Origin of the sequence: Kosakonia sp. H02 (assembly GCA_030704225.1) — a bacterium.
Lineage (GTDB): Bacteria > Pseudomonadota > Gammaproteobacteria > Enterobacterales > Enterobacteriaceae > Kosakonia.
Map to the genome: position 1 here is coordinate 1,577,903 of CP131915.1, position 21,524 is coordinate 1,599,426.

Genomic DNA, 21,524 nt, shown 5'->3' on the forward strand with positions numbered 1-21,524 from the left:
CAGATCAGTAATCCAGAAGTGTAGTGCATCCCCCGGTTATTCGTCGGCGAACAGGTCATGGCGCAGGACGGCGGCATTCACGGCGTGCGTTAAACGCGAGAGCAGTTGCGGGGTGATGATATACGGCGGCATAAGATAAATCAGGCGACCAAACGGGCGGATCCACACGCCTTGTTCCACAAAGAAACGCTGAAGTGCTGCCATATTCACCGGCGAGCGGGTTTCCACCACGCCGATTGCGCCCAGTACCCGCACATCCGCCACGGTGTGCGCCGCTTTCGCCGGGGCCAGTTCGGCTTTAAGTTGCGCTTCAATGGCCGCCACCTGGCTCTGCCATTCGCCGCTTTCAAGGATGCTGAGGCTTGCCGCCGCCGCCGCGCATGCCAGCGGATTACCCATAAACGTCGGGCCGTGCATAAAGCAGCCCGCCTCGCCGTTGCTGATGGTTTCGGCAACGTCACGCGTGGTCAGGGTTGCCGAAAGTGTCATGGTGCCGCCGGTCAGCGCCTTGCCGAGGCACAGAATGTCCGGCGTAATGCCCGCATGTTCACAGGCAAACAGCTTGCCGGTGCGGCCAAAACCGGTGGCGATTTCATCGGCTATTAACAGGATCCCTTCGCGATCGCACATCTTACGGATGCGTTTTAGCCACTCCGGGTGATAAATGCGCATCCCGCCCGCGCCCTGCACGATGGGTTCGAGGATCACCGCCGCGATTTCATGACGATGGGCCGCCAGCAGGCGCGCAAACGCGACCATATCGTGCTCGTCCCACTCGCCATCGAAGCGGCTTTGTGGCGCAGGCGCAAACAGGTTTTCCGGCAAATAGCCTTTCCACAAACTGTGCATCGAGTTGTCGGGGTCGCACACCGACATCGCGCCAAACGTGTCGCCGTGGTAGCCGTTGCGAAAGGTGAGAAAACGCTGCCGCGCCTCGCCTTTCGCCTGCCAGTATTGCAGCGCCATTTTCATCGCCACTTCCACAGCGACCGAACCGGAATCGGCAAGAAACACGCACTCCAGCGCCTCGGGTGTCATCGCCACCAGTTTGCGGCACAGATCAATCGCTGGCTGATGGGTGATGCCGCCAAACATGACATGGGAAACCGCGTCGATTTGCCCTTTCATCGCCGCATTCAGCGCCGGGTGACCATAACCGTGGATCGCCGCCCACCAGGAGGACATACCGTCCACCAGCCGCTCGCCGCTGGCGAGTTGCAGCTCGCAGCCCTGCGCAGAGTGCACCGGGTAGACGGGAAGAGGAGAGGTCATGGAAGTGTAAGGATGCCAGATATGGCGTTGATCGAAGGTTAAATCGTCCGGGGTCATAATCGACTTGTAAACCAAATTAAAAAGTTTTAGGTTTACGAGTCTACACCGAATAACGATTTTACAACACCTTTTGGAGATGCCCGATGGCTCACCACGCACGCTGGACTTTGTCGCAAGTCACCGCCCTGTTTGAAAAACCGCTCCTCGATCTGCTGTTTGAAGCGCAGCAGGTTCACCGTCAGCATTTTGACCCGCGCCAGGTGCAGGTCAGCACGCTGTTGTCGATCAAAACCGGGGCCTGCCCGGAAGATTGCAAATATTGCCCGCAGAGCGCCCGGTATAAAACCGGGCTGGAATCTGAACGCCTGATGGAAGTCGGGCAGGTGCTGGAATCTGCCCGCAAAGCGAAGCTGGCCGGTTCCACGCGCTTCTGCATGGGCGCGGCATGGAAAAACCCTAACGATCGCGATATGCCTTACCTCGAACAGATGGTCGAAGGGGTAAAAGCGATGGGGCTGGAAGCCTGTATGACGCTCGGCACGCTCAATGAAAACCAGGCCCAGCGTCTGGCTCACGCCGGGCTGGATTACTACAACCACAACCTCGATACCTCGCCAGAGTTCTACGGCAATATCATCACCACCCGTACTTATCAGGAGCGTCTCGACACGCTGGATAAAGTGCGCGATGCCGGGATCAAAGTCTGTTCTGGCGGCATTGTTGGCTTAGGTGAAACGGTGAAAGACAGAGCCGGTTTGCTGCTGCAACTGGCGAACCTGCCTACGCCGCCGGAAAGTGTGCCGATCAACATGCTGGTGAAAGTGAAAGGCACGCCGCTTGCTGATAACGATGACGTCGATGCATTTGATTTTATTCGCACTATTGCCGTGGCGCGTATCATGATGCCCACCTCGTATGTGCGCCTCTCTGCCGGTCGCGAGCAGATGAACGAGCAAACTCAGGCCATGTGCTTTATGGCGGGAGCGAACTCCATCTTCTACGGCTGCAAACTGCTGACCACGCCGAACCCGGAAGAGGACAAAGATCTGCAACTGTTCCACAAACTGGGGCTGAACCCGCAGCAAACCGGGGTGCTGAACGGCGATAACGAACAGCAACAGCAAATTGAGCAACAACTCCTGCACGCCGACACGGATCAGTTCTACAACGCGGCCGCCGTATGACCTGGCAAGAGACCATTGATGCCGCGCTGAGCCAACGCCGCGCGGCAGATGCCCTGCGCACGCGATTAACTGTCGGGCAGGGCGCAGGGCGTTGGTTAACCCTTGACGGGCAGCGTTTTTGTAACTTTTCGAGTAATGATTATCTCGGCTTAAGCCAGCATCCAGCGGTCATCCGCGCCTGGCAACAGGGGGCGGATCGCTACGGTGTCGGTAGCGGTGGCTCCGGGCATGTTACCGGTCATACGGCGGCGCATCAGGCGCTGGAAAGTGAACTGGCGGGTTGGCTCGGGTACGATCGCGCGCTGCTGTTTATCTCCGGCTTCTCAGCGAATCAGGCAGTGATCAGCGCGCTGACTGGTAAAGATGACCGCATCGTCGCCGATAAACTCAGCCACGCCTCACTGCTGGAAGCCGCCACCCTCAGCCCGGCGCAGTTGCGCCGTTTCGCCCACAACGATGTCGGGCAACTGAGCATGCTTCTGGACAAACCGATTGACGGGCACCAGCTTGTGGTGACCGAAGGCGTTTTCAGTATGGATGGCGACAGCGCGCCGCTCACGGCAATTGCCGGAGCAACGCAGCAAGCACAGGCGTGGCTGATGGTCGATGACGCCCACGGCATTGGCGTGCTGGGTGAGCAGGGGCGCGGCAGTTGTTATTTGCATGGTATCAAGCCGGAAATCCTCATTGTCACCTTTGGCAAAGGCTTTGGCGTGAGCGGTGCGGCGGTGCTGTGCAGCGCCAGCGTTGCCGACTATTTAGTGCAGTTCGCGCGCCATCTGATTTACAGCACCTCAATGCCGCCCGCGCAGGCGGTGGCGTTGAGCGCGTCATTGCAGGTTATCCGCAGCGCGGAAGGCGACGCCCGGCGGGAAAAACTCGCTGCGCTGATTGCGTGTTTTCGCCAGGGCACGCGCGCAATGAATCTAAAGACGACCGACGCCAGCAGCGCGATTCAGCCGCTGATCGTCGGTGATAATCGCCGCGCCTTGCAGCTTGCCGAACGCCTGCGCCAGCAGCAGATTTTCGTCACCGCGATTCGCCCGCCCACGGTGCCACCCGGCACGGCGCGTTTGCGCCTGACGTTAACCGCTGCCCACGAGCCGGAGGATATCGACCGTTTGCTGGAGGCGTTACATGCCGGTGAATAAACAGGCCGTAGCCGCCGCGTTTGGCCGCGCCGCGCAAAGCTATGCCCGCCACGATGAATTGCAGCGCCTGAGCGCCGATCGGCTGCTGTCGCAACTGGACGATATCACGCCTGCGCGCGTGCTGGATGCCGGTTGCGGGCCGGGCACCATGAGCCGTTACTGGCATGCGCAGGGTTGCGAGGTAACCGCGCTGGATCTCTCACCGTCAATGCTCGATGAGGCGCGCCGCCAGCACAGCGCCCGGCGCTATATCGCCGGGGATATTGAAGCGATGCCGCTGGAAGCGGCGCAATTTTCACTGGTGTGGAGCAACCTTGCGGTGCAGTGGTGCGACGATTTGCGCCAGGCCGTCAGCGAGCTTTATCGCGTAGCGCAACCCGGCGGCTGCGTGGCGTTTACCACCCTTGCTGAAGCCTCGCTACCAGAGCTGAACCAGGCCTGGCAGGCGGTAGATACGCTGCCGCATGCCAACCGTTTTTTACCGGTGCAGGCCATTGAGCAGGCATTGCGCGGCTGGCACGTGCGAAGCGGGGTGGAGAACATCACTCTTTATTTCGATGATGCCGCCAGCGCGCTGCGATCGCTCAAAGGCATTGGCGCAACGCACCTTCATGCGGGCAGGCAGCAGGGGCTGACGCGCGGCAAGCTGCAACGCCTGGAGCTCGGCTGGCCGCAACGGCAGGGAAAATTCCCGCTGACGTATCAACTTTTTTGGGGAGTAATCAAACGTGACTGAACGCTACTTTGTCACCGGAACCGACACCGAAGTGGGGAAAACCGTCGCCAGTTGTGCGCTGTTACAGGCGGCAAACCTGCGCGGTTTACGCAGCGCCGGTTACAAACCGGTGGCCTCCGGCAGTGAAATGACCGTAGACGGGTTGCGTAACAGCGATGCGCTGGCCTTACAGCAGCACAGCAGCCTGCCGCTGGTGTATAAAACGGTGAACCCGTATACCTTCGCTGAGCCGACTTCGCCGCATATTGTCAGTGCCGATGTCGGTGAGCCCATTGAGGCTGAAGTGATGTCAGCCGGTCTGCGGCATCTGGAAACGCAGGCCGAGTGGCTGCTGGTGGAAGGCGCAGGTGGCTGGTTCACGCCGCTGTCCGACACGCTGACCTTTGCCGATTGGGTGAAAGAGGAACAACTGCCGGTGATCCTGGTGGTAGGCGTGAAGTTGGGTTGCATCAACCATGCGATGTTAACCGCACAGGCGGTTCGCCAAGCGGGTTTACGGCTTGCGGGCTGGATTGCCAATGACGTGGTCAAACCGGGTAAACGTCATCAGGCGTATCTGGAAACGCTTCGGCGCGTGATGCAGGCTCCGCTAATTGGCGAAATCCCCTGGTTTGCCCACGCGCCGGAACAGGAAAAAACAGGTCATTATCTCGATCTCAGCGTACTGACTCCGGCGACATCCAGTGCGCCAGCATCGGATCATCTAACTGCCTGATATCCCCTTCGGCCACGTTGCGTCCGCGATGCAACAGGCAGAAGCGGTCAGCGACCCGGCGGATCAGCGACAGTTGCTGCTCCGCCAGTAATATCGTCATACCGAACTCCTGATTAAGCCGCACGATCAAATTGCCCAGTTTATGGATAAACGCCTGGCCCAGCCCGCGCGTCGGTTCGTCCAGAATCAGTAACTGCGGGCGGGTGATCAGCGCCCGCGCCATCGACAACTGCTGCTGATTATCTTCTGACAATAGCGCGCCGCGTAACTGGCGCAGCCCATAGAGTTCCGGGAACAGGTCGTAAATATCCCGGCTCATTGCGCTGCCTGGATCGCTGGCGGCGCGCATTGCCACATGGAGATTCTCCTCCACCGTCAGTTGCGAAAAGATCCGCCGGTCCTGCGGAACATAACCGATACCCACCGCGCTGCGGTGTTCGGCTTGCAGCATCAGCAGGTCACGCGGCGGTGCGCCAGCTTCCTGCCAGATCATGCTGCCGCTTTCGACAGGTAAAACACCGGTGATGCAATTCACGAGCGTGGTCTTGCCCATGCCGGGCAGGCCGATCACTGACGTGCATCTGCCGGGGGTTAAATCGAGGTCCACGTCCCATAAGGTATGTTGGTTGCCGTAATACTGGTTTACTGCCCGTAAGCTCAACATTATCCGCTCCTTGTCCGGATCTGGTGTCAATAAGGATTTGCAAAAGGCTTGCCAGAACCCGTCAAAGGAGCTTTTTTTCGGATAGCGCTGAGAAAACGTGCGATTAATATGTGATGAGACACAATCCCAGGTAAAAATTCTGCACTTTGCCGGTGCTTAGCGTGGCGGCTGTTGGTGCAGAAAAGCCGCAAAATGTGAGGATGATCTCATGCAGATCCCGCGTTTCGTTAGCTGATAATTATCAAAAAGAAGTGATAAAAATTTTTTAGTCAGCCGTTTTTGGGCCGAAAGGGGAATTTGGCGGAAGGCGGGGTGTCCGGCCTGGCGGCAGTTATCCACTATTCCTGTGGATAACCTTGTGTATTAGAGTTAGAAAACGCGTGGCAAGCGAGAGACGACGCGGCTTGCGCCTGAATTGATGCGAAACCGGACTTTTTTGTATTTCCTTTTAATATTAATGAGTTATATAAAAGCAATGCCTGTAAGAAAAGTGTCACCCCTTGCCACAAAACTTTCAAACGCGGCCTTGACAAATGTTAAAAGATGTAAAGTTCTGGGGATAACCTCAACGGCAGGATCTATTATCTTGTCCACATTGAAATTTCAGGCAGGAAGCTGTGCCTTAACGGGGGGTAGAACATATTGGCGATCTCGTTACTGTTTTTTTATCCAGTATCAGTGGTTGGCAAAAGCCAGAAGGGTGAGTAAAATATCTTACCTGCCCGCTCATTCCTTCATCAGGTGCATTCATGAGTAAACCGTTCAAACTGAATTCCGCTTTTCGCCCTTCAGGCGATCAGCCTGAAGCAATCCGTCGCCTCAAGGAAGGGCTGGAAGACGGTCTCGCGCACCAGACGTTGCTCGGGGTAACCGGTTCAGGGAAGACGTTCACCGTGGCGAATGTGATTGCCGATCTGCAACGCCCAACGATGGTGCTGGCACCGAATAAAACGCTGGCGGCTCAGCTCTATGGCGAGATGAAAGAGTTCTTCCCGGACAATGCGGTGGAGTATTTCGTCTCCTACTACGACTACTACCAGCCGGAAGCCTATGTCCCGAGTTCGGATACCTTTATCGAAAAAGATGCCTCGGTGAACGAACACATCGAGCAGATGCGTTTATCGGCCACCAAAGCACTGCTTGAGCGGCGCGACGTGGTAGTGGTGGCATCCGTTTCCGCTATCTACGGTCTGGGCGATCCCGATTTGTACCTGAAGATGATGCTGCACCTGACCAAAGGGATGATCATCGATCAGCGCTCTATTCTGCGCCGCCTGACCGAGCTGCAATACACCCGCAACGATCAAGCGTTCCAGCGCGGGACATTCCGCGTGCGCGGCGAAGTTATCGATATCTTCCCGGCGGAATCGGACGACCTGGCGCTGCGCGTCGAACTGTTCGATGAAGAGGTAGAGCGCCTGTCGCTGTTCGACCCGCTGACCGGCCATATCGAATCAACTATCCAGCGTTTTACCATCTACCCGAAAACCCACTATGTGACGCCGCGTGAGCGCATTATACAGGCGATGGAAGAGATCAAAGTCGAACTGGCGGATCGCCGCAAATCGCTGCTGGCAAACAACAAATTGCTGGAAGAGCAGCGCCTTAGCCAGCGTACGCAGTTCGATCTGGAGATGATGAACGAGCTGGGTTACTGCTCGGGGATCGAAAACTACTCGCGTTATCTTTCCGGGCGCGGGCCGGGCGAGCCGCCGCCGACGCTGTTTGATTACCTGCCAGCGGATGGCCTGCTGATTATCGACGAATCCCACGTTACCATTCCGCAAATTGGCGGGATGTATCGCGGTGACCGCGCGCGTAAAGAGACGCTGGTGGAGTACGGTTTCCGTCTGCCGTCGGCGCTGGATAACCGCCCGCTGAAGTTCGAAGAGTTCGAAGCGCTGGCTCCGCAGTCGATTTACGTCTCGGCGACGCCGGGTAACTACGAGCTGGAAAAATCGGGCGAAGAAGTGATCGACCAGGTGGTGCGCCCGACCGGGCTGCTCGATCCGATTATCGAAGTGCGCCCGGTTGCCACTCAGGTGGACGATCTGCTGTCGGAAATCCGCAAGCGCGTGGAAATCAACGAACGTGTGCTGGTCACCACGCTGACCAAACGCATGGCGGAAGATCTTACCGAATATCTGGAAGAGCACGGCGAAAAGGTGCGTTACCTGCACTCGGATATCGATACCGTCGAGCGTATGGAAATTATCCGCGATTTGCGCCTGGGTGAGTTTGATGTGCTGGTGGGCATCAACTTGCTGCGTGAGGGGCTGGATATGCCGGAAGTGTCGCTGGTGGCAATCCTTGATGCGGACAAAGAGGGTTTCCTGCGTTCCGAGCGTTCGCTTATCCAGACCATCGGTCGCGCGGCGCGTAACATCAATGGTAAAGCGATTCTGTACGGCGATAAAATCACGCCGTCAATGGCGAAAGCGATTGGCGAAACCGAACGCCGCCGCGAGCGACAGCAGCGCTATAACGAAGAGCACGGTATTACGCCGCAGGGTCTGAACAAGAAAGTGGTGGATATTCTGGCAATGGGCGAAGGGCTGGCGAAAACGCGCGCCAAAGGGCGCGGTAAATCCCGTTCGCCTGTGCAGGTGGAAGCCGCTGAGCTGGCGCTGACGCCAAAAGCACTGCAACAGAAAATTCATGAACTGGAAGGGCAGATGATGCAGCATGCGCAGAATCTGGAGTTCGAAGAGGCGGCGCAAGTGCGCGACCAGCTTCATCAACTGCGCGATCTGTTCATTGCTGCGTCTTAATGTTGGCTTAACAAACTTTGCGCAAACTCTCCTTCAGTTCGCTGGAGGAAAGTCTGATGCAACACATTAACATTCGTGAATTTATCGCCGTCGCCTTTGCGCTGGCATTAGTGATTGGCTTCACTCATCTGTGGGTGCTGAGTTACTGAGCATCCCTTTGTCGGGCGGCGCAAATTTTATCCACGCCCGCACGCCGCTTTGTGTCTGGCGGTTGTGCAGGAAAAACTGTGCGTCATGCAGTTGCGCGATCCGCGAGACAATACTCAATCCCAGGCCGGTGCCGCCGTACCGGCTGTCCATGCGTACAAACGCCTTGCTAAGCTCCCCACTGCGACTTTCGTCAATGCCAGGGCCTTCGTCTTCCACCGCGAGGATCGGCGTTTCAGCGCGTTCTACACGCACGGTAATGGCGGATCCCTCCGGACTGTAGCGATGCGCATTCTCCACCAGGTTTCTCACCAGCAGGCGCAACAGCGTGGCATCGCCCGCCACCGCCATATCATCGCTGTTGACCGGCACAACTAAACGCTGATCACGCGCGACCAGCATTGTCGTCAGCTCCTCTGTCATCGGCAGCACCACATCTTTCAGCAGCATTACTTGTTGATAGCTACCCGCAGAAAATGACTGCCCGACTCGGGCAAGCAGCAGCAACTGCGCAATATTTTCCGTCATCTGATCGAGACGCTGCACCAGCGGATCGACATTCACACCGTTGGTTTTTGCCATTAACTCCAGATGCAAACGCAGCCCGGCGAGCGGGGTACGCAGCTCGTGGGCGACGTCAGCGGTAAAAAGCCGTTCCCGGTCGAGGGTTAATGTCAGCCGGGAAACCAGTTCGTTAATCGAGGAGGTCACCGCTTCCACTTCGCTGACGCTATGGTTCAGGGTGATTGGCTGCAAATTATTCGGCGTGCGTTTGTTCAGCTCGCGCTGAAGCTCGGACAGCGGGCGGGTAATGGCTTTTACCGCCTGCATACAGATCAGCAGCGCGAGGCCGATAATCAGCAGGCTGGGCACCAGCAGGCTGGCGACCGCTTCGCGCACTTCATGCTCGATATGCTTGCGGTTGTTATGGTTATGGATAGCGCTTTGCACCAGCAACTGGATTTGCTCTTCGCTTTCATGCCACAGCCAGAAGACGCTGACCAACTGGCAAAACAGCAGAATGCCGCCGATAGTCAGCAGCAAACGGCGGCGCATACTCCAGTGCCGGAAATTGAAAAGGACCATTAATCAGTGTGTTCCTGCGGTTGTACCAGCATATAGCCAAACCCACGCACCGTACGTATGCGGGACTTACCAATCTTGTCCCGCAGGTTATGAATATGCACTTCCAGCGTGTTGGTAGAGGGTTCGTTATCCCAGTTGTAAATATCGTTGTAGAGAATTTCCCGGTGTACCGGGCTTTCTGCTTTCAGCATCAGGCGTGATAACAGCGCGTACTCTTTTGGTGTCAACTCCAGCAACTGCTTATCCAGCCACGCCTGGCGACGGGTCACGTTCAGCGTCAGGTTGCCGTGGGTGATTTCATTATCGCCCTGATTATGATGACGACGCAGCAGCGCGCGGATGCGGGCATTCAGTTCATCCAGCGCGAAGGGTTTTATCAGATAATCATCCGCGCCGGTATCCAGCCCGGCAACGCGATCTTCAAGGGTATCGCGGGCGGTCAGGATCAGCACCGGCTGGGTATATTTTTCCCGTCGCAGCCGGGTTAGCAGGTGCAAACCATCTTCATCGGGTAGCCCTAAATCAAGCACAATCAGGCTGTAATGACCATTTGCCAGACACAGCGTTGCTTCGTGGGCGGTGGAAACACCATCACAGGCGTAGCCTTCGCTTTGCATCGCCAGAATCAACCCCTGCAACAGCAGGGCATCGTCTTCAATCACCAGAATTTTCATTTCACCTGCTCCCGGCACGGCATGAGAATATCCTCTTCTGAGCGGTACTCTTTCGTGCTGACGCCCAGTATACCCAACATGGTCGGGAAGAGGTTGTCCTGAGAAACCGCCTTCTCCCGCGCATTTTTCTGCAAACATTGGCCGTTGATGCCATAACGTTTTTGATAATCCGCCGACAGCCAAATAAGCAACGGAACCTGTTTTTGTGTATCAGGCGCAATCGAGTACGGCAGCCCGTGCAAATAGACACCATTTTCGCCAAGCGACTCTCCGTGATCCGAGAGATAGATCAGGCTGGTGGTGTATTTATCCTGTTTTGATTGCAGCAATTTAATCGCTTTATCAACAATATAGTCGACATACAAAATCGTGTTGTCGTAGGTGTTCACCAGTTGCTGCCGGGAACAGGTCTGAATTTCATTGGTATCGCAGGTCGGAGTAAATTTCCTGAACTGAGAAGGGTAACGGTGGTAATAAGTAGGCCCGTGACTACCAATCGTGTGTAAAACAATCAGCCCGTCGCCCGGTAATTTATCGATATCGCGGGCGAGATCGCGAAATAAGATCTCGTCCTGGCATTCCCCTTCAATGCAGTAATCAGCGAGGTTAAATTGCGTCATATCTTTATGCGGCACGCGATCGCATACGCCTTTGCAGCCGCCGTCATTTTCATTCCACAACACGTTAATTCCGGCGCGCTGCACAATATCCAGTAACCCTTCGCGGTGATGGGCCAGTTGATCGTCGTAATGGGCGCGTGTCATTCCTGAAAACATACAGGGCACGGAAACCGCCGTGGCGGTGCCACAGGACGTGGCGTGCGGGAAATAGATAACATTGTCCTGTTTTAATAGCGGGTTAGTTTCCCGACTGTAACCGCCGAGGGAAAAATCGGCCGCGCGCGAAGTTTCGCCCAGCACCAGAATGGTCAGGTTTTTACGCGGGCCGTTTTGCATTTCCGGACGTTGACGCGCATCTTCACCGATGCGTACCAGCGGCAGGTTGTCCATGCGGTTGTGGGCATACCACGACAGCGACGCGGTAATGGAATTCGACGGGCTGAGCGATTTCACCAGCTCCTTATTATTGCGAAACAGCGAGGCGTAATCTTTATAAAACAGCAGCGCAACGGCGACGATAATTAACGCTGAAATCAGCACGCTGGTAACGCGTAGCAGAATGCTGCGTACCCCGGAGCGGCTGGGTTTAATTTTTATCCACCAGGCAATAATCACCGGCAGCAGGCCGGTTAATAACAGTGTCAGCACCATTTTTGTCGACATTAAGGCGAAACTTTCCGCCGGTGTAGTGTCGAGAATATTGGTGATCATTGAGCGGTCGATGATGATGCCAAAGGTCGAAATAAAATATTGCGCGGCGGCGCTGACCAGCACAAATACAGTCAGCACCAGGCGATCAAGGCGAATAAACGAGGCCAGCGTCAGCACAATATTCATCACGCTGAAGGCCACCAGCGGCATGGAAATAAACACCAGCCAGTTATGTACGCTGTTGACCGGCAATAACTGAAAGGCCTGGTGATAAAAGGCGATATTGAGGCCCAGCGCAATAAAGAACGCAAAGAGAAGGATAACGTGAAGACGGCTTAAGGTTGGCCGACAAAAGTGCAGCTTGCGCATACTCAGTTCCTGCAATGAAAGTAGCGCTATGCTGACAGCCGTTTTTTAAGCCAACCTTAAGAAATTAAGCAATGCGCTGGCAGGAAGCAAAAATCCCTGCCAGCGCATTAACCCAATTGCTGTACCGCTTTTTCCAGCGCACTGCGCAGCAAATGGCGGTCGTGACGATAGGGAATATCGCTGGCTTCCAGCTCTTCCTTAATAATCAGCCTGTCCGTCACCGTGCTGACATCCACTTTTGGCCCGACAATCGCCGCATCGATAATGCGCTTGCCGATGTACTGTTCCAGTATCGCCAGTTTATCGGCAAGCGACAGGCGGGCGGCGGCGGGGCTGAGTTCTTTACCGAGGTTGCCGATATAGACCACCGGCGCTGGCGTGCGGCGCAGCGCCTGCGCCAAATCATCAAGCAGCAGCAGCGGCAGCAGGCTGGTGTAAAAACTGCCGGGGCCGATAATAATCAAATCCGCTTCGGCAATTGCCTGCACCGCTTCGCGGGTGGCATGGACTTTGGGCGACAGCATCAGTTCCTGCACCGGCGCGTGAAGCTGGTCAATATTGACTTCACCGTAGACGACATTGCCTTCACTGTCCGTCGCCATTAAATCCACCGGCTGTTCGGACATCGGGATCAAAAAGGCATCTACCTTTAATAAGTTGCGAATTAAATTGATCGCTTCCAGAGGCCGCACGCTCAGGTGATCGAGCGCCTTTAACATCAGGTTTCCGAGGTTATGCCCGGAAAGTTCGCCATTCCCGCTAAAACGATACTCAAACATTGCCGAGGCCACGCTCGGTTCGGTAATCAATTGGTTCAAACAGTTACGCATATCGCCCCAGGCGATGCCGCCTTCAGAGCGGCGAATTCGCCCGGTCGAACCGCCGTTATCGGTGGTGGTGACAATGCCGGTCAGCCGCGATCCCAGCGAGGCAAGGGAGGACATCACACGCCCGAGGCCATGCCCGCCGCCGAGGGCGACAACACGATCGAGGTCTGCAAGGGTGCGATTACGCATAATTGCTCCTTATGAATTTTTTGTCGCGCTACGGTAGCGTAAATACCACTAAAAGACGATGCCGTGCAGAGCGGAAAATGACACATATCAAAGCAAAAGCGCGATTTTCGCGTAGTCTGTAACGAAAATGCACGATCAAGTCGCTATGTATTATTTTATATAGCGACAATCATGATGGCGAAATTCCGACTATCGCGCTACTATCGCCAACAGCAATTTTAGCGTTACTACATAACATACACTCAAGCCTCAGCCACCTAAGTCGACAGATACGGTGCTTTGGCCGTAGCAGAGCAAAGGCTCTTGCTGCCAGGGTGCAGGAAGAAATGACTGCATCTCCCGTATTTGGAAAGGTGTACATGGCCTCACAACTGACTGATGCGTTCGCGCGCAAGTTTTACTACTTGCGTTTGTCGATTACCGATGTGTGCAATTTCCGTTGCACCTACTGTCTGCCGGACGGTTACAAGCCGGGCGGCGTCAACAACAATGGCTTTCTCAGCGTCGATGAAATTCGTCGTGTGACCCGCGCCTTCAGCGCGATGGGCACCGAAAAAGTGCGCCTGACGGGCGGTGAACCGTCGCTACGTCGCGATTTTGCTGACATCATCGCCGCAGTGCGTGAAAACAGCGCCATCCGCCAGATTGCGGTGACCACCAACGGTTATCGCCTCGCCCGCGACGTTGCCCAGTGGCGCGACGCCGGGTTGACCGCCATCAACGTCAGCGTCGACAGCCTCGACGCCCGCCAGTTTCACGCCATTACCGGCCAGGATAAATTCCGCCAGGTGATGGACGGTATCGATGCCGCTTTTAGCGCTGGCTTTGCCAAAGTCAAAGTCAACACCGTGTTAATGCGCGACGTTAATCACCATCAACTCGACACCTTTCTGGCGTGGATCCAGACGCGCCCCATCCAGCTACGCTTTATTGAACTGATGGAAACCGGTGAGGGGAGCGAACTGTTTCGCAACCATCACCTCTCCGGCATGGTTCTGCGCGACGAACTGCTTAAACGCGGCTGGATCCACCAGTTGCGCCAGCGCAGTGACGGCCCGGCGCAGGTCTTCTGCCATCCCGATTATGTCGGTGAAATCGGTCTTATCATGCCGTATGAAAAAGATTTCTGCGCCAGTTGTAACCGCCTGCGCGTCTCCTCCACCGGCAAACTGCACTTGTGTTTGTTTGGCGATGGCGGCGTGGATTTGCGCGACTTGTTGCAGGCTGACGCACAGCAGTCAATGCTCGAACAGCGGATCTCTGTTGCGTTAACGCATAAAAAGCAGACCCACTTCCTGCATCAGGGCAACACAGGCATTACGCAAAACCTTTCATACATAGGCGGTTAAACCGCAAGGAGAGTGTGACATGAGCCAGGTCAGCGCGGAGTTTATCCCGGTCAGGCTTGCTATTTTGACGGTGTCCAGCCGCCGTGGTGAAGAGGACGATACCTCCGGCCATTTTCTGCGCGATGCCGCGCATGACGCCGGGCATCAGGTGGTTGATAAAGCGATTGTCAAAGAGAACCGCTACGCCATTCGCGCGCAGGTCTCCGCGTGGATCGCCAGCGACGAGGTACAGGTCGTATTGATTAACGGCGGCACCGGCTTTACCGAGGGCGATCAGGCTCCCGAAGCGCTGTTGCCGCTGTTTGACCGCGAAATTGAAGGCTTCGGCGAAGTGTTCCGTATGCTCTCGTTTGAAGAGATTGGCACCTCGACGCTGCAATCCCGCGCGCTCGCCGGTATCGCCAATAAAACGCTGATTTTCGCCATGCCCGGCTCGACCAAAGCCTGCCGTACCGCATGGGAAAATATCATTGCGCCGCAGCTCGATGCGCGCACGCGCCCGTGTAATTTCCATTCCCATTTGAAGAAGTAAGTTATGTCCCAACTGACCCATATTAATGCCGACGGCGAAGCGCATATGGTGGATGTCTCCGCCAAAGCGGAAACCGTGCGCGAAGCACGCGCCGAAGCGTTTGTCACTATGCAGCCGCAAACCCTGGCGATGATTGTTGATGGCAGCCACCACAAAGGTGATGTCTTCGCCACAGCGCGTATTGCCGGGATTCAGGCGGCAAAACGCACCTGGGAGCTGATCCCGCTCTGTCATCCGCTGCTGTTGAGCAAAGTGGAAGTGCTGTTGCAGGCGCAGCCGGAACACAATCGCGTGCGCATTGAAGCCGTTTGCCGCCTGAGCGGAAAAACAGGTGTGGAGATGGAAGCGCTAACGGCGGCGTCCGTTGCTGCGTTAACCATCTACGATATGTGCAAAGCGGTGCAGAAAGATATGGTGATTGGCCCGGTGCGCCTGCTGGCGAAAAGCGGCGGCAAATCAGGTGATTTCAGGGTGGATAGCGATGCTTAAGGTACTGTTTTTCGCGCAGGTGCGTGAGCTGGTGGGCTGTGACAACATCACTATTGATACTGTTTTCCCCTCCGTTGAGGCGCTGCGCCAGCATCTTGCCGCACAGGGCGACCGCTGGGCGCTGGCGCTGGAAGAGGGCAAATTGTTGGCGGCGGTGAATCAGACCTTAGTCAGTTTTGATCACCCGTTGGCGAGCGGCGACGAAGTGGCCTTTTTCCCGCCGGTCACCGGAGGCTGAGATGCGTGAAACGCGAATTTGTGTCGATCGTGCCGCGTTTAATGTTGGTGAAGAGTACACCTGGCTGGCGGCCTGCGACGAAGACGGCGCAGTGGTAACCTTCACCGGCAAAGTGCGTAATCACAATCTGGGCGACAGCGTCAGTGCGTTAACGCTGGAGCATTACCCCGGCATGACGGAAAAATCGCTGGCGGAAATTGTTGAGGACGCGCGCAGCCGCTGGCCGCTCGGGCGCGTGATGGTTTATCACCGCATTGGCGAACTCTGGCCGGGGGATGAAATTGTCTTTGTCGGCGTTGCCAGCGCGCACCGCAGCAGCGCGTTCGACGCCGGGCAATTTATTATGGATTACCTGAAAACCCGTGCGCCGTTCTGGAAGCGTGAAGCCACGCCGGAAGGGGAGCGATGGGTTGACGCTCGCGACAGCGATAAACAGGCAGCGAAACGCTGGTAATGCCCTGCCAATGATGTGTTAACCTTATAGTGTTAACCCATCAATCAGGAGTGATTATGGATCGTTTCCCTCGTTCCGATTCTATCGTGCAGCAAAGCCGTACCGGCCTACAAACCTATATGGCACAGGTGTATGGCTGGATGACCTGTGGCCTGTTACTGACCGCGTTTGTTGCGTGGTATGCCGCGCGCAGCGAAGCCATCATGAGCTTCGTCTTCTCCAGCCAGATTACATTCTTTGGCCTGATTATCGCCCAGCTGGCGCTGGTGTTTGTCCTCTCCGGGCTGATTCATAAACTGAGCCCGGCGCTGGCGACCGGCCTGTTTATGCTCTATTCCGCCTTAACCGGCCTGACGCTCTCCAGTATTTTGCTGGTTTACACTTCCCAGTCGATTGCCGCCACCTTTGTGGTGACCGCCGGGATGTTCGGCGTGATGAGCCTTTACGGCTACACTACCAAACGCGATCTTAGCGGCTTCGGCAATATGCTGTTTATGGGGCTGATTGGTATCGTACTTGCGTCATTGGTCAACTTCTGGCTGAAAAGCGAAGCGTTGATGTGGGCGGTGACCTATATCGGCGTGGTGATCTTTGTCGGGCTGACGGCGTATGACACGCAGAAGCTGAAAAGCATCGGTCAGCAGATTGATGTCAGCGACAGCTCGCTGCTGCGCAAGTACTCGATCCTCGGCGCATTAACGCTCTACCTCGACTTTATTAACCTGTTCCTGATGCTGTTGCGCATTTTCGGCAACCGCCGTTAATCGACATTTGCCGGATGGCGGCTTGTGAACTGCGCCTCATCCGGCTACACCGCCCACGCAACTACTGTTGCGCCATCGCTTTTTCATTTTTCTCGCGCAGTTTCTTCGCCCGGCTTTCCAGCAGCAGGTAGCAAATCAGCGCCAGTAAGAGCGGCAGGAAGTAATAGAGCACACGATAGGCGAGCAGGGCAGCGATAATAATCCCCTGTGACACATGCTCGCCAGCCAGCAGGGCAATAAACACGGCTTCCAGCACGCCGATCCCCGCAGGAATATGCACGATCACCCCGGCAATACTGCTTACCAGCAGCACGCCCAGCACAAAGAAGAAGTCGGCGCGCATCCCCAGCAAAATCCAGATAATCGCCCCCATCGCCACCCAGTTGGCGCTGGAGATAACCATCTGCGCCACGGCGAATTTCCATGACGGCAGAACCAGTTTGTGGCCTTTAATGGTGGCATGGCGGCGTTTAGCAAAGGCACAGGCCCACAGATAAACAGCAATCACCAGCAGTAACACCACGCCGACGATGCGCAGCGTATTCTCGTCGATATACCAGTGCGCCGGGATCTGCACTACGCCAAAGGTAAAAATCAGCCCGCCGAGCAGAATATAGCCCAGCCAGTTGGTGGTGATACTGAGCGAGAAAATACGCGTAATGGTGCTGCCCGGTAAACCGAGGCGCGAGTAGAGGCGGTAACGCATACCAATCCCGCCGACCCAGGTACTGAGCGTCAGGTTAAAGGCATAACAGATAAACGACACCAGCATCACCTGGCGTTTTGCCAGCTTATGCCCGCAATAAGCGCGCCCCAGCAAATCATAAAAGCCGTACAGCACATAGCTGATAATCACCAGCGCCACGGCGCTGAGCAGGGCGGTGCGGTTATAGTCGCGGATGACCTTCCAGACATCTTCCCAGTTCACCTTTTGCGCATACAGCACCAGTAACACCACCACGGCGATAAAAAATACCACCGTGAGAATTTTTTTAGCCAACCGCCAGCGCGGATGTGATTTTGACATCAGGGTTTTGCTCCGGAGTGCTGTGCGTCATTACGATCCTGGGTTTCCATTTCCGGCTGCACAGGCGGCCCCACCTCGGCAAGTTTCGGCGTATGCGCCGGTAACCAGCCCACCAGCGCCGGGAAATGGCGCAAAAAGTGGAACACCACAATGCTCTTACCGAGGTTCCACCAGGTACGTTTGGGGGCCATGGATTCATCCACCCGTTTACAGTCGTGCTCGATAATGGCCTGCAAATTTTCGCGCAGGGTCTGGTTGAACTCACGGTCATGAATGATGAGATTCGCCTCCAGATTCAGCGATAAACTCAGCGGATCGAGGTTGCTGGAACCCACTGTTGCCCAGTGATCGTCCATCAACGCCACTTTGCCGTGCAGCGGACGGCGGCGGTATTCGTAGACCTGCACACCGCCTTTCAGCAGATAGTTATAGAGCAGCTCAGCGCCCACTTTCACAATCGGCATATCTGGCTCGCCCTGCACAATCAGCTTCACGGTAACGCCGCGACGCGCAGCATTACGCATCGCGTGCAATAAGCGATAGCCGGGGAAGAAGTAAGCGTTGGCGATAATCACTTCTCGGCGGGCATTGGCCAGCATTTTCAGGTAGTGGCGCTCGATATCATCGCGATGATCATCATTGTCGCGCCAGATAAACAGCACCTGCGCTTCGCCCGGCTTGCGGTTCTCTTCCGGGCGATGACGCCGCCGCTGCCACCAGCGCTTCGCCGGGGCATTTTCGGGCAGGTTTTCCAGTTCGAATTGCAGAATGTCTTCCACCACCGGGCCTTCGACGCGCACGGCGTAATCCTGCTTAGCTTGCGGGCCGTAGCTGGAGAGATGTTCAGCGGAGTAGTTAATGCCGCCGACAAAGGCGACGGTATTATCAATCACGACAATTTTTCGGTGCATGCGGCGAAAGACGTTGGTGCGCATGCCGAATACGCGCGGGCGGGGATCGTAGTAACGGATAATCACGCCTGCCGAGGTCAGTTCATTAACGAACGTGTCGCTTAAATCGGGCGAACCATAGCCGTCGAGCAGCACTTCAATGCTGACGCCGCGCTGTGCCGCGCGCAGCAGGGCGCGATGCAGTTCTTTACCCACTTCGTCTTCGAACCAGATAAAGGTCTCCAGAATTATCTTTTGCTGCGCCTTATCAATGGCGTCGTACAGTGCCGGATAGTAGTTCTCTCCATTTTCCAGCAACTGGATGCGGTTACCGTCCCGCCAGCTACATTTCATAGATGGATCTCCGCACTTAATGGGGCATGATCGGACAGATGACGCCAGTTACGCAGCGGCAATGTGGTCGGCGCACTGGCGTTGGCGTTTTTCACGTAAATACGATCGAGTCGCAGCACGGGCAGGCTGACCGGGAAGGTTCGCGCAGGGCGACCGTTGGCGCGGGTAAAAATCTCTTCAAGCCCCGCCTGCACTTTCAGTGGGTGATTGGCTTTTTGCCGCCAGTCGTTAAAGTCGCCCGCCACCACCACCGGTTCATTCTCCGGCAGGGAATTTACCCACTCAGCCAGCATGTTGAGCTGGGCCTGGCGGTGCGCTTCCCGTAAACCCAAATGCACGCAAATAACGTGGAGCGGATGCCCAAGATCCGGCGGCACAATACGGCAATACAACAGGCCGCGCTTCTCACTGCCATCAACGGAAACGTCGCGATTTTCATAATACTCAATAGGATAGCGGGAGAGTACCGCATTGCCGTGGTGACCTTCCGGGTAGACCGCATTGCGCCCATAAGCGAAATCGCTCCACATGGTATCGGCAAGAAATTCGTAATGGGTGGTGTCCGGCCAGTTTTCGACATGCAACGGATGTACCTCGTGCGCGCCCATCACTTCTTGCAGGCAAACAATATCGGCACTGACGGTACGCACCGCATCACGCAGTTCCGGCAAAATAAAGCGCCGGTTAAACGTGGTAAACCCTTTATGGGTGTTGATAGTAAGCACTTTTAGTGAAAATGGTCGCGCGTGTTGGGTCATACCTCTCCTGCCAGCGTCACTCTCCTCTATGAAAATAAATTGTAGTCCCTGTCACAAAAAAGGGCGGGGTTACGGAATTTTCCGTAAATACGGGTACTCTTTTAAAAGATAAAAATCCTTCCGGAGAGATGCCATGAAGTGGCAACAGCGTGTTCAAGTGACGACAGGTCTCAGTTGCTGGCAGATTATGTTGCACATATTGGTTGTGGCGATATTAGTGATGGGCTGGATGAGCGGCGCGCTGGTGCGCGTGGGTTTAGGGCTGTGCGTGCTTTATGGCGTGACCGTGCTGCTAATGCTCTTTTTCCAGCGCCACCACGATGCAGGCTGGCGCGGCATTGGCGATGTACTGGAAGAGTTGACCACCACCTGGTATTTTGGCGCCTCGCTGATTGTTATCTGGCTGCTCTCCCGCGTACTCCAGAACAACTATCTGTTGGCGCTGGTCGGGCTGGCGATCCTTGCCGGCCCGGCGGTTGTGTCACTATTAACAAAAGAGAGAAGATTAAACGGTATGTCGTCTAAACATGGCATACGCCGCTGAACCCGTGGTCGCCGCAATCGCCAGCAGCGGCCACACGCTCCCCCAGATAATGCTCAGACTGGCATCCTTCAGGTAAATCTGCTTAGTAATATCGGTAAAGTGTCGAATCGGGTTGATCCACGTTAAATTCTGCAACCAGACCGGCATATTCTCGATCGGCGAGACAAACCCCGACAACAGTATCGCGGGCATCATAAAGACAAATACCCCGATAAATGCCTGTTGTTGTGTGGTACAGAATGAAGAAATCAGCAGGCCAAACCCCACCAGCGACAAACCGTAAACCAGCATAGTGAAATAGAACAGCAGCAGCGATCCGGCGAAGGGGATCTTATACGCCAGAATACCGAAGATAAGCACAATCGATGCCTGTAAGCACGCCACAATCAACGACGGTACCGCTTTGCCGATAAAGATCTGCCAGGTCGCCAGCGGTGAAACGAGCAGTTGATCGAACGTGCCTTGTTCGCGCTCGCGCGCCACAGAAAGCGAGGTCACCGTCATCACGCCGATGGTGGTGATCATCGCAATCAGTGACGGCACAATAAACCATTTGTACTCCAGATTCGGGTTATACCAGTTGCGAACCACCAGCTCGCTGTTATTCGGTTTCACCTGCCCGTTAAGCAGTTCTTCCTGATAATTCTTCACCACCTGCTGCAAGTAATTAGCAGCGATCTGCGCGCTGTTAGAGTTGCGCCCGTCGAGGATCAACTGCATTGGCGCAGATCTACCACTATCCAGATTGCGGGAAAAATCAGCCGGAAAACGCACCAACAACAGCGCTTTTTGTGTGTCGATAACCGGGCGGATCTCCTGCGGGCTTTTCAGCAGCAGAACATGAGTAAAGGCGCTGGCGCGAGCAAAACGTTGGGTTAATTCGACTGCGTGTTTACCATTATCTTCGTTGTAAATACCGATGGTGGCGTTGGTCACTTCAAGCGTGGCAGAGAAGGGGAACAGGAGAACCTGAAACACCACCGGAAGAATAAGGATGGCGCGAGTTTGCGGCTCGCGTAACAGTGATTGCAACTCCTTGCGGATAAGCGTCAATAAACGATGAAACATG

General features: G+C 55.6%; 22 protein-coding genes and 1 riboswitch. Of the genes, 12 read left to right on the forward strand and 10 right to left on the reverse strand.

Annotated features, from left to right (window positions below):
- Positions 1 to 36: 36 nt before the first annotated feature.
- Positions 37 to 1,329, reverse strand: a complete 1,293-nt coding sequence (gene bioA / locus Q5705_07555; GenBank protein WLI78381.1) for an adenosylmethionine--8-amino-7-oxononanoate transaminase — start codon at positions 1,327 to 1,329, stop codon at positions 37 to 39.
- A gap of 86 nt (positions 1,330 to 1,415) precedes the next feature.
- On the opposite strand from bioA, the gene bioB reads away from it, so the two are divergent.
- The 4 genes from bioB to bioD are packed head-to-tail and all read left to right on the forward strand — an operon-like array spanning position 1,416 to position 5,058.
- Positions 1,416 to 2,456 (forward strand): biotin synthase BioB, encoded by a 1,041-nt coding sequence (bioB, locus tag Q5705_07560; GenBank protein ID WLI78382.1) that lies wholly within the window; start codon positions 1,416 to 1,418, stop codon positions 2,454 to 2,456.
- Positions 2,453 to 3,607, forward strand: a complete 1,155-nt coding sequence (gene bioF / locus Q5705_07565) for an 8-amino-7-oxononanoate synthase (GenBank protein WLI78383.1) — start codon at positions 2,453 to 2,455, stop codon at positions 3,605 to 3,607. Before bioB ends, bioF begins: the two co-directional genes overlap by 4 nt.
- A complete protein-coding gene (bioC, locus tag Q5705_07570) occupies positions 3,594 to 4,343 on the forward strand; it encodes a malonyl-ACP O-methyltransferase BioC (protein ID WLI78384.1) in 750 nt (249 codons plus the stop codon). The genes bioF and bioC overlap by 14 nt, the downstream gene beginning before the upstream one ends.
- Positions 4,336 to 5,058 (forward strand): dethiobiotin synthase, encoded by a 723-nt coding sequence (gene bioD / locus Q5705_07575; protein ID WLI78385.1) that lies wholly within the window; start codon positions 4,336 to 4,338, stop codon positions 5,056 to 5,058. The genes bioC and bioD overlap by 8 nt, the downstream gene beginning before the upstream one ends.
- On the opposite strand, the gene Q5705_07580 is transcribed toward bioD, so the two are convergent.
- A complete protein-coding gene (locus Q5705_07580; protein ID WLI78386.1) occupies positions 5,000 to 5,722 on the reverse strand; it encodes an ATP-binding cassette domain-containing protein in 723 nt (240 codons plus the stop codon). The genes bioD and Q5705_07580 overlap by 59 nt on opposite strands.
- Before the next feature lie 749 nt (positions 5,723 to 6,471).
- On the opposite strand from Q5705_07580, the gene uvrB reads away from it, so the two are divergent.
- On the forward strand, positions 6,472 to 8,493 hold the full coding sequence (gene uvrB, locus Q5705_07585; GenBank protein WLI78387.1) for an excinuclease ABC subunit UvrB: 2,022 nt from the start codon (positions 6,472 to 6,474) through the stop codon (positions 8,491 to 8,493).
- Between the two features lie 120 nt (positions 8,494 to 8,613).
- Here uvrB and pmrB read toward each other — a convergent pair whose 3' ends face one another.
- The 4 genes from pmrB to yvcK all read right to left on the reverse strand — a co-directional run bounded on the left by pmrB (position 8,614) and on the right by yvcK (position 13,056).
- The gene (pmrB, locus tag Q5705_07590) at positions 8,614 to 9,726 is read right to left on the reverse strand and encodes a two-component system sensor histidine kinase PmrB (GenBank protein ID WLI78388.1); all 1,113 of its coding nucleotides are present in this window, start codon (positions 9,724 to 9,726) and stop codon (positions 8,614 to 8,616) included.
- The gene (gene pmrA, locus Q5705_07595; protein ID WLI78389.1) at positions 9,726 to 10,400 is read right to left on the reverse strand and encodes a two-component system response regulator PmrA; all 675 of its coding nucleotides are present in this window, start codon (positions 10,398 to 10,400) and stop codon (positions 9,726 to 9,728) included. Before pmrA ends, pmrB begins: the two co-directional genes overlap by 1 nt.
- Positions 10,397 to 12,040 carry a phosphoethanolamine transferase EptA gene (gene eptA, locus Q5705_07600; GenBank protein ID WLI78390.1) on the reverse strand — a complete coding sequence of 548 codons (1,644 nt, stop codon included), beginning with the start codon at positions 12,038 to 12,040 and terminating at the stop codon, positions 10,397 to 10,399. Before eptA ends, pmrA begins: the two co-directional genes overlap by 4 nt.
- Positions 12,041 to 12,147: 107 nt before the next feature.
- Positions 12,148 to 13,056 carry a uridine diphosphate-N-acetylglucosamine-binding protein YvcK gene (yvcK, locus tag Q5705_07605; GenBank protein ID WLI78391.1) on the reverse strand — a complete coding sequence of 303 codons (909 nt, stop codon included), beginning with the start codon at positions 13,054 to 13,056 and terminating at the stop codon, positions 12,148 to 12,150.
- Between the two features lie 227 nt (positions 13,057 to 13,283).
- A riboswitch (molybdenum cofactor riboswitch) is annotated at positions 13,284 to 13,428 on the forward strand.
- Between yvcK and moaA the strand changes: the two genes are divergently transcribed.
- The 6 genes from moaA to Q5705_07635 all read left to right on the forward strand — a co-directional run bounded on the left by moaA (position 13,416) and on the right by Q5705_07635 (position 16,882).
- Entirely contained in the window at positions 13,416 to 14,405 is a 990-nt protein-coding gene (moaA, locus tag Q5705_07610; GenBank protein WLI78392.1) for a GTP 3',8-cyclase MoaA, read from the forward strand. Its footprint overlaps the riboswitch before it by 13 nt.
- 19 nt (positions 14,406 to 14,424) lie before the next feature.
- Complete coding sequence (gene moaB / locus Q5705_07615; protein ID WLI78393.1) at positions 14,425 to 14,937, forward strand: molybdenum cofactor biosynthesis protein B; 513 nt, start codon at positions 14,425 to 14,427, stop codon at positions 14,935 to 14,937.
- Positions 14,938 to 14,940: 3 nt separating this feature from the next.
- Complete coding sequence (moaC, locus tag Q5705_07620; protein ID WLI78394.1) at positions 14,941 to 15,426, forward strand: cyclic pyranopterin monophosphate synthase MoaC; 486 nt, start codon at positions 14,941 to 14,943, stop codon at positions 15,424 to 15,426.
- Positions 15,419 to 15,664: a molybdopterin synthase sulfur carrier subunit gene (moaD, locus tag Q5705_07625; protein WLI78395.1), complete on the forward strand. Its 246-nt coding sequence runs from the start codon at positions 15,419 to 15,421 to the stop codon at positions 15,662 to 15,664. The genes moaC and moaD overlap by 8 nt, the downstream gene beginning before the upstream one ends.
- Before the next feature lies 1 nt (position 15,665).
- Positions 15,666 to 16,118 (forward strand): molybdopterin synthase catalytic subunit MoaE, encoded by a 453-nt coding sequence (gene moaE, locus Q5705_07630; GenBank protein WLI78396.1) that lies wholly within the window; start codon positions 15,666 to 15,668, stop codon positions 16,116 to 16,118.
- 56 nt (positions 16,119 to 16,174) lie between these two features.
- Complete coding sequence (locus Q5705_07635; protein WLI78397.1) at positions 16,175 to 16,882, forward strand: Bax inhibitor-1/YccA family protein; 708 nt, start codon at positions 16,175 to 16,177, stop codon at positions 16,880 to 16,882.
- A gap of 61 nt (positions 16,883 to 16,943) precedes the next feature.
- On the opposite strand, the gene Q5705_07640 is transcribed toward Q5705_07635, so the two are convergent.
- The 3 genes from Q5705_07640 to Q5705_07650 are packed head-to-tail and all read right to left on the reverse strand — an operon-like array spanning position 16,944 to position 19,911.
- The gene (locus tag Q5705_07640; GenBank protein ID WLI78398.1) at positions 16,944 to 17,909 is read right to left on the reverse strand and encodes a lysylphosphatidylglycerol synthase domain-containing protein; all 966 of its coding nucleotides are present in this window, start codon (positions 17,907 to 17,909) and stop codon (positions 16,944 to 16,946) included.
- On the reverse strand, positions 17,909 to 19,153 hold the full coding sequence (gene clsB, locus Q5705_07645) for a cardiolipin synthase ClsB (GenBank protein ID WLI78399.1): 1,245 nt from the start codon (positions 19,151 to 19,153) through the stop codon (positions 17,909 to 17,911). The genes Q5705_07640 and clsB overlap by 1 nt, the downstream gene beginning before the upstream one ends.
- Positions 19,150 to 19,911: an endonuclease/exonuclease/phosphatase family protein gene (locus Q5705_07650; protein ID WLI78400.1), complete on the reverse strand. Its 762-nt coding sequence runs from the start codon at positions 19,909 to 19,911 to the stop codon at positions 19,150 to 19,152. The genes clsB and Q5705_07650 overlap by 4 nt, the downstream gene beginning before the upstream one ends.
- Positions 19,912 to 20,044: 133 nt before the next feature.
- On the opposite strand from Q5705_07650, the gene Q5705_07655 reads away from it, so the two are divergent.
- Complete coding sequence (locus tag Q5705_07655; protein ID WLI78401.1) at positions 20,045 to 20,455, forward strand: YbhQ family protein; 411 nt, start codon at positions 20,045 to 20,047, stop codon at positions 20,453 to 20,455.
- Here Q5705_07655 and Q5705_07660 read toward each other — a convergent pair.
- Entirely contained in the window at positions 20,417 to 21,523 is a 1,107-nt protein-coding gene (locus Q5705_07660; GenBank protein WLI78402.1) for an ABC transporter permease, read from the reverse strand. The genes Q5705_07655 and Q5705_07660 overlap by 39 nt on opposite strands.
- Position 21,524: the final 1 nt, after the last annotated feature.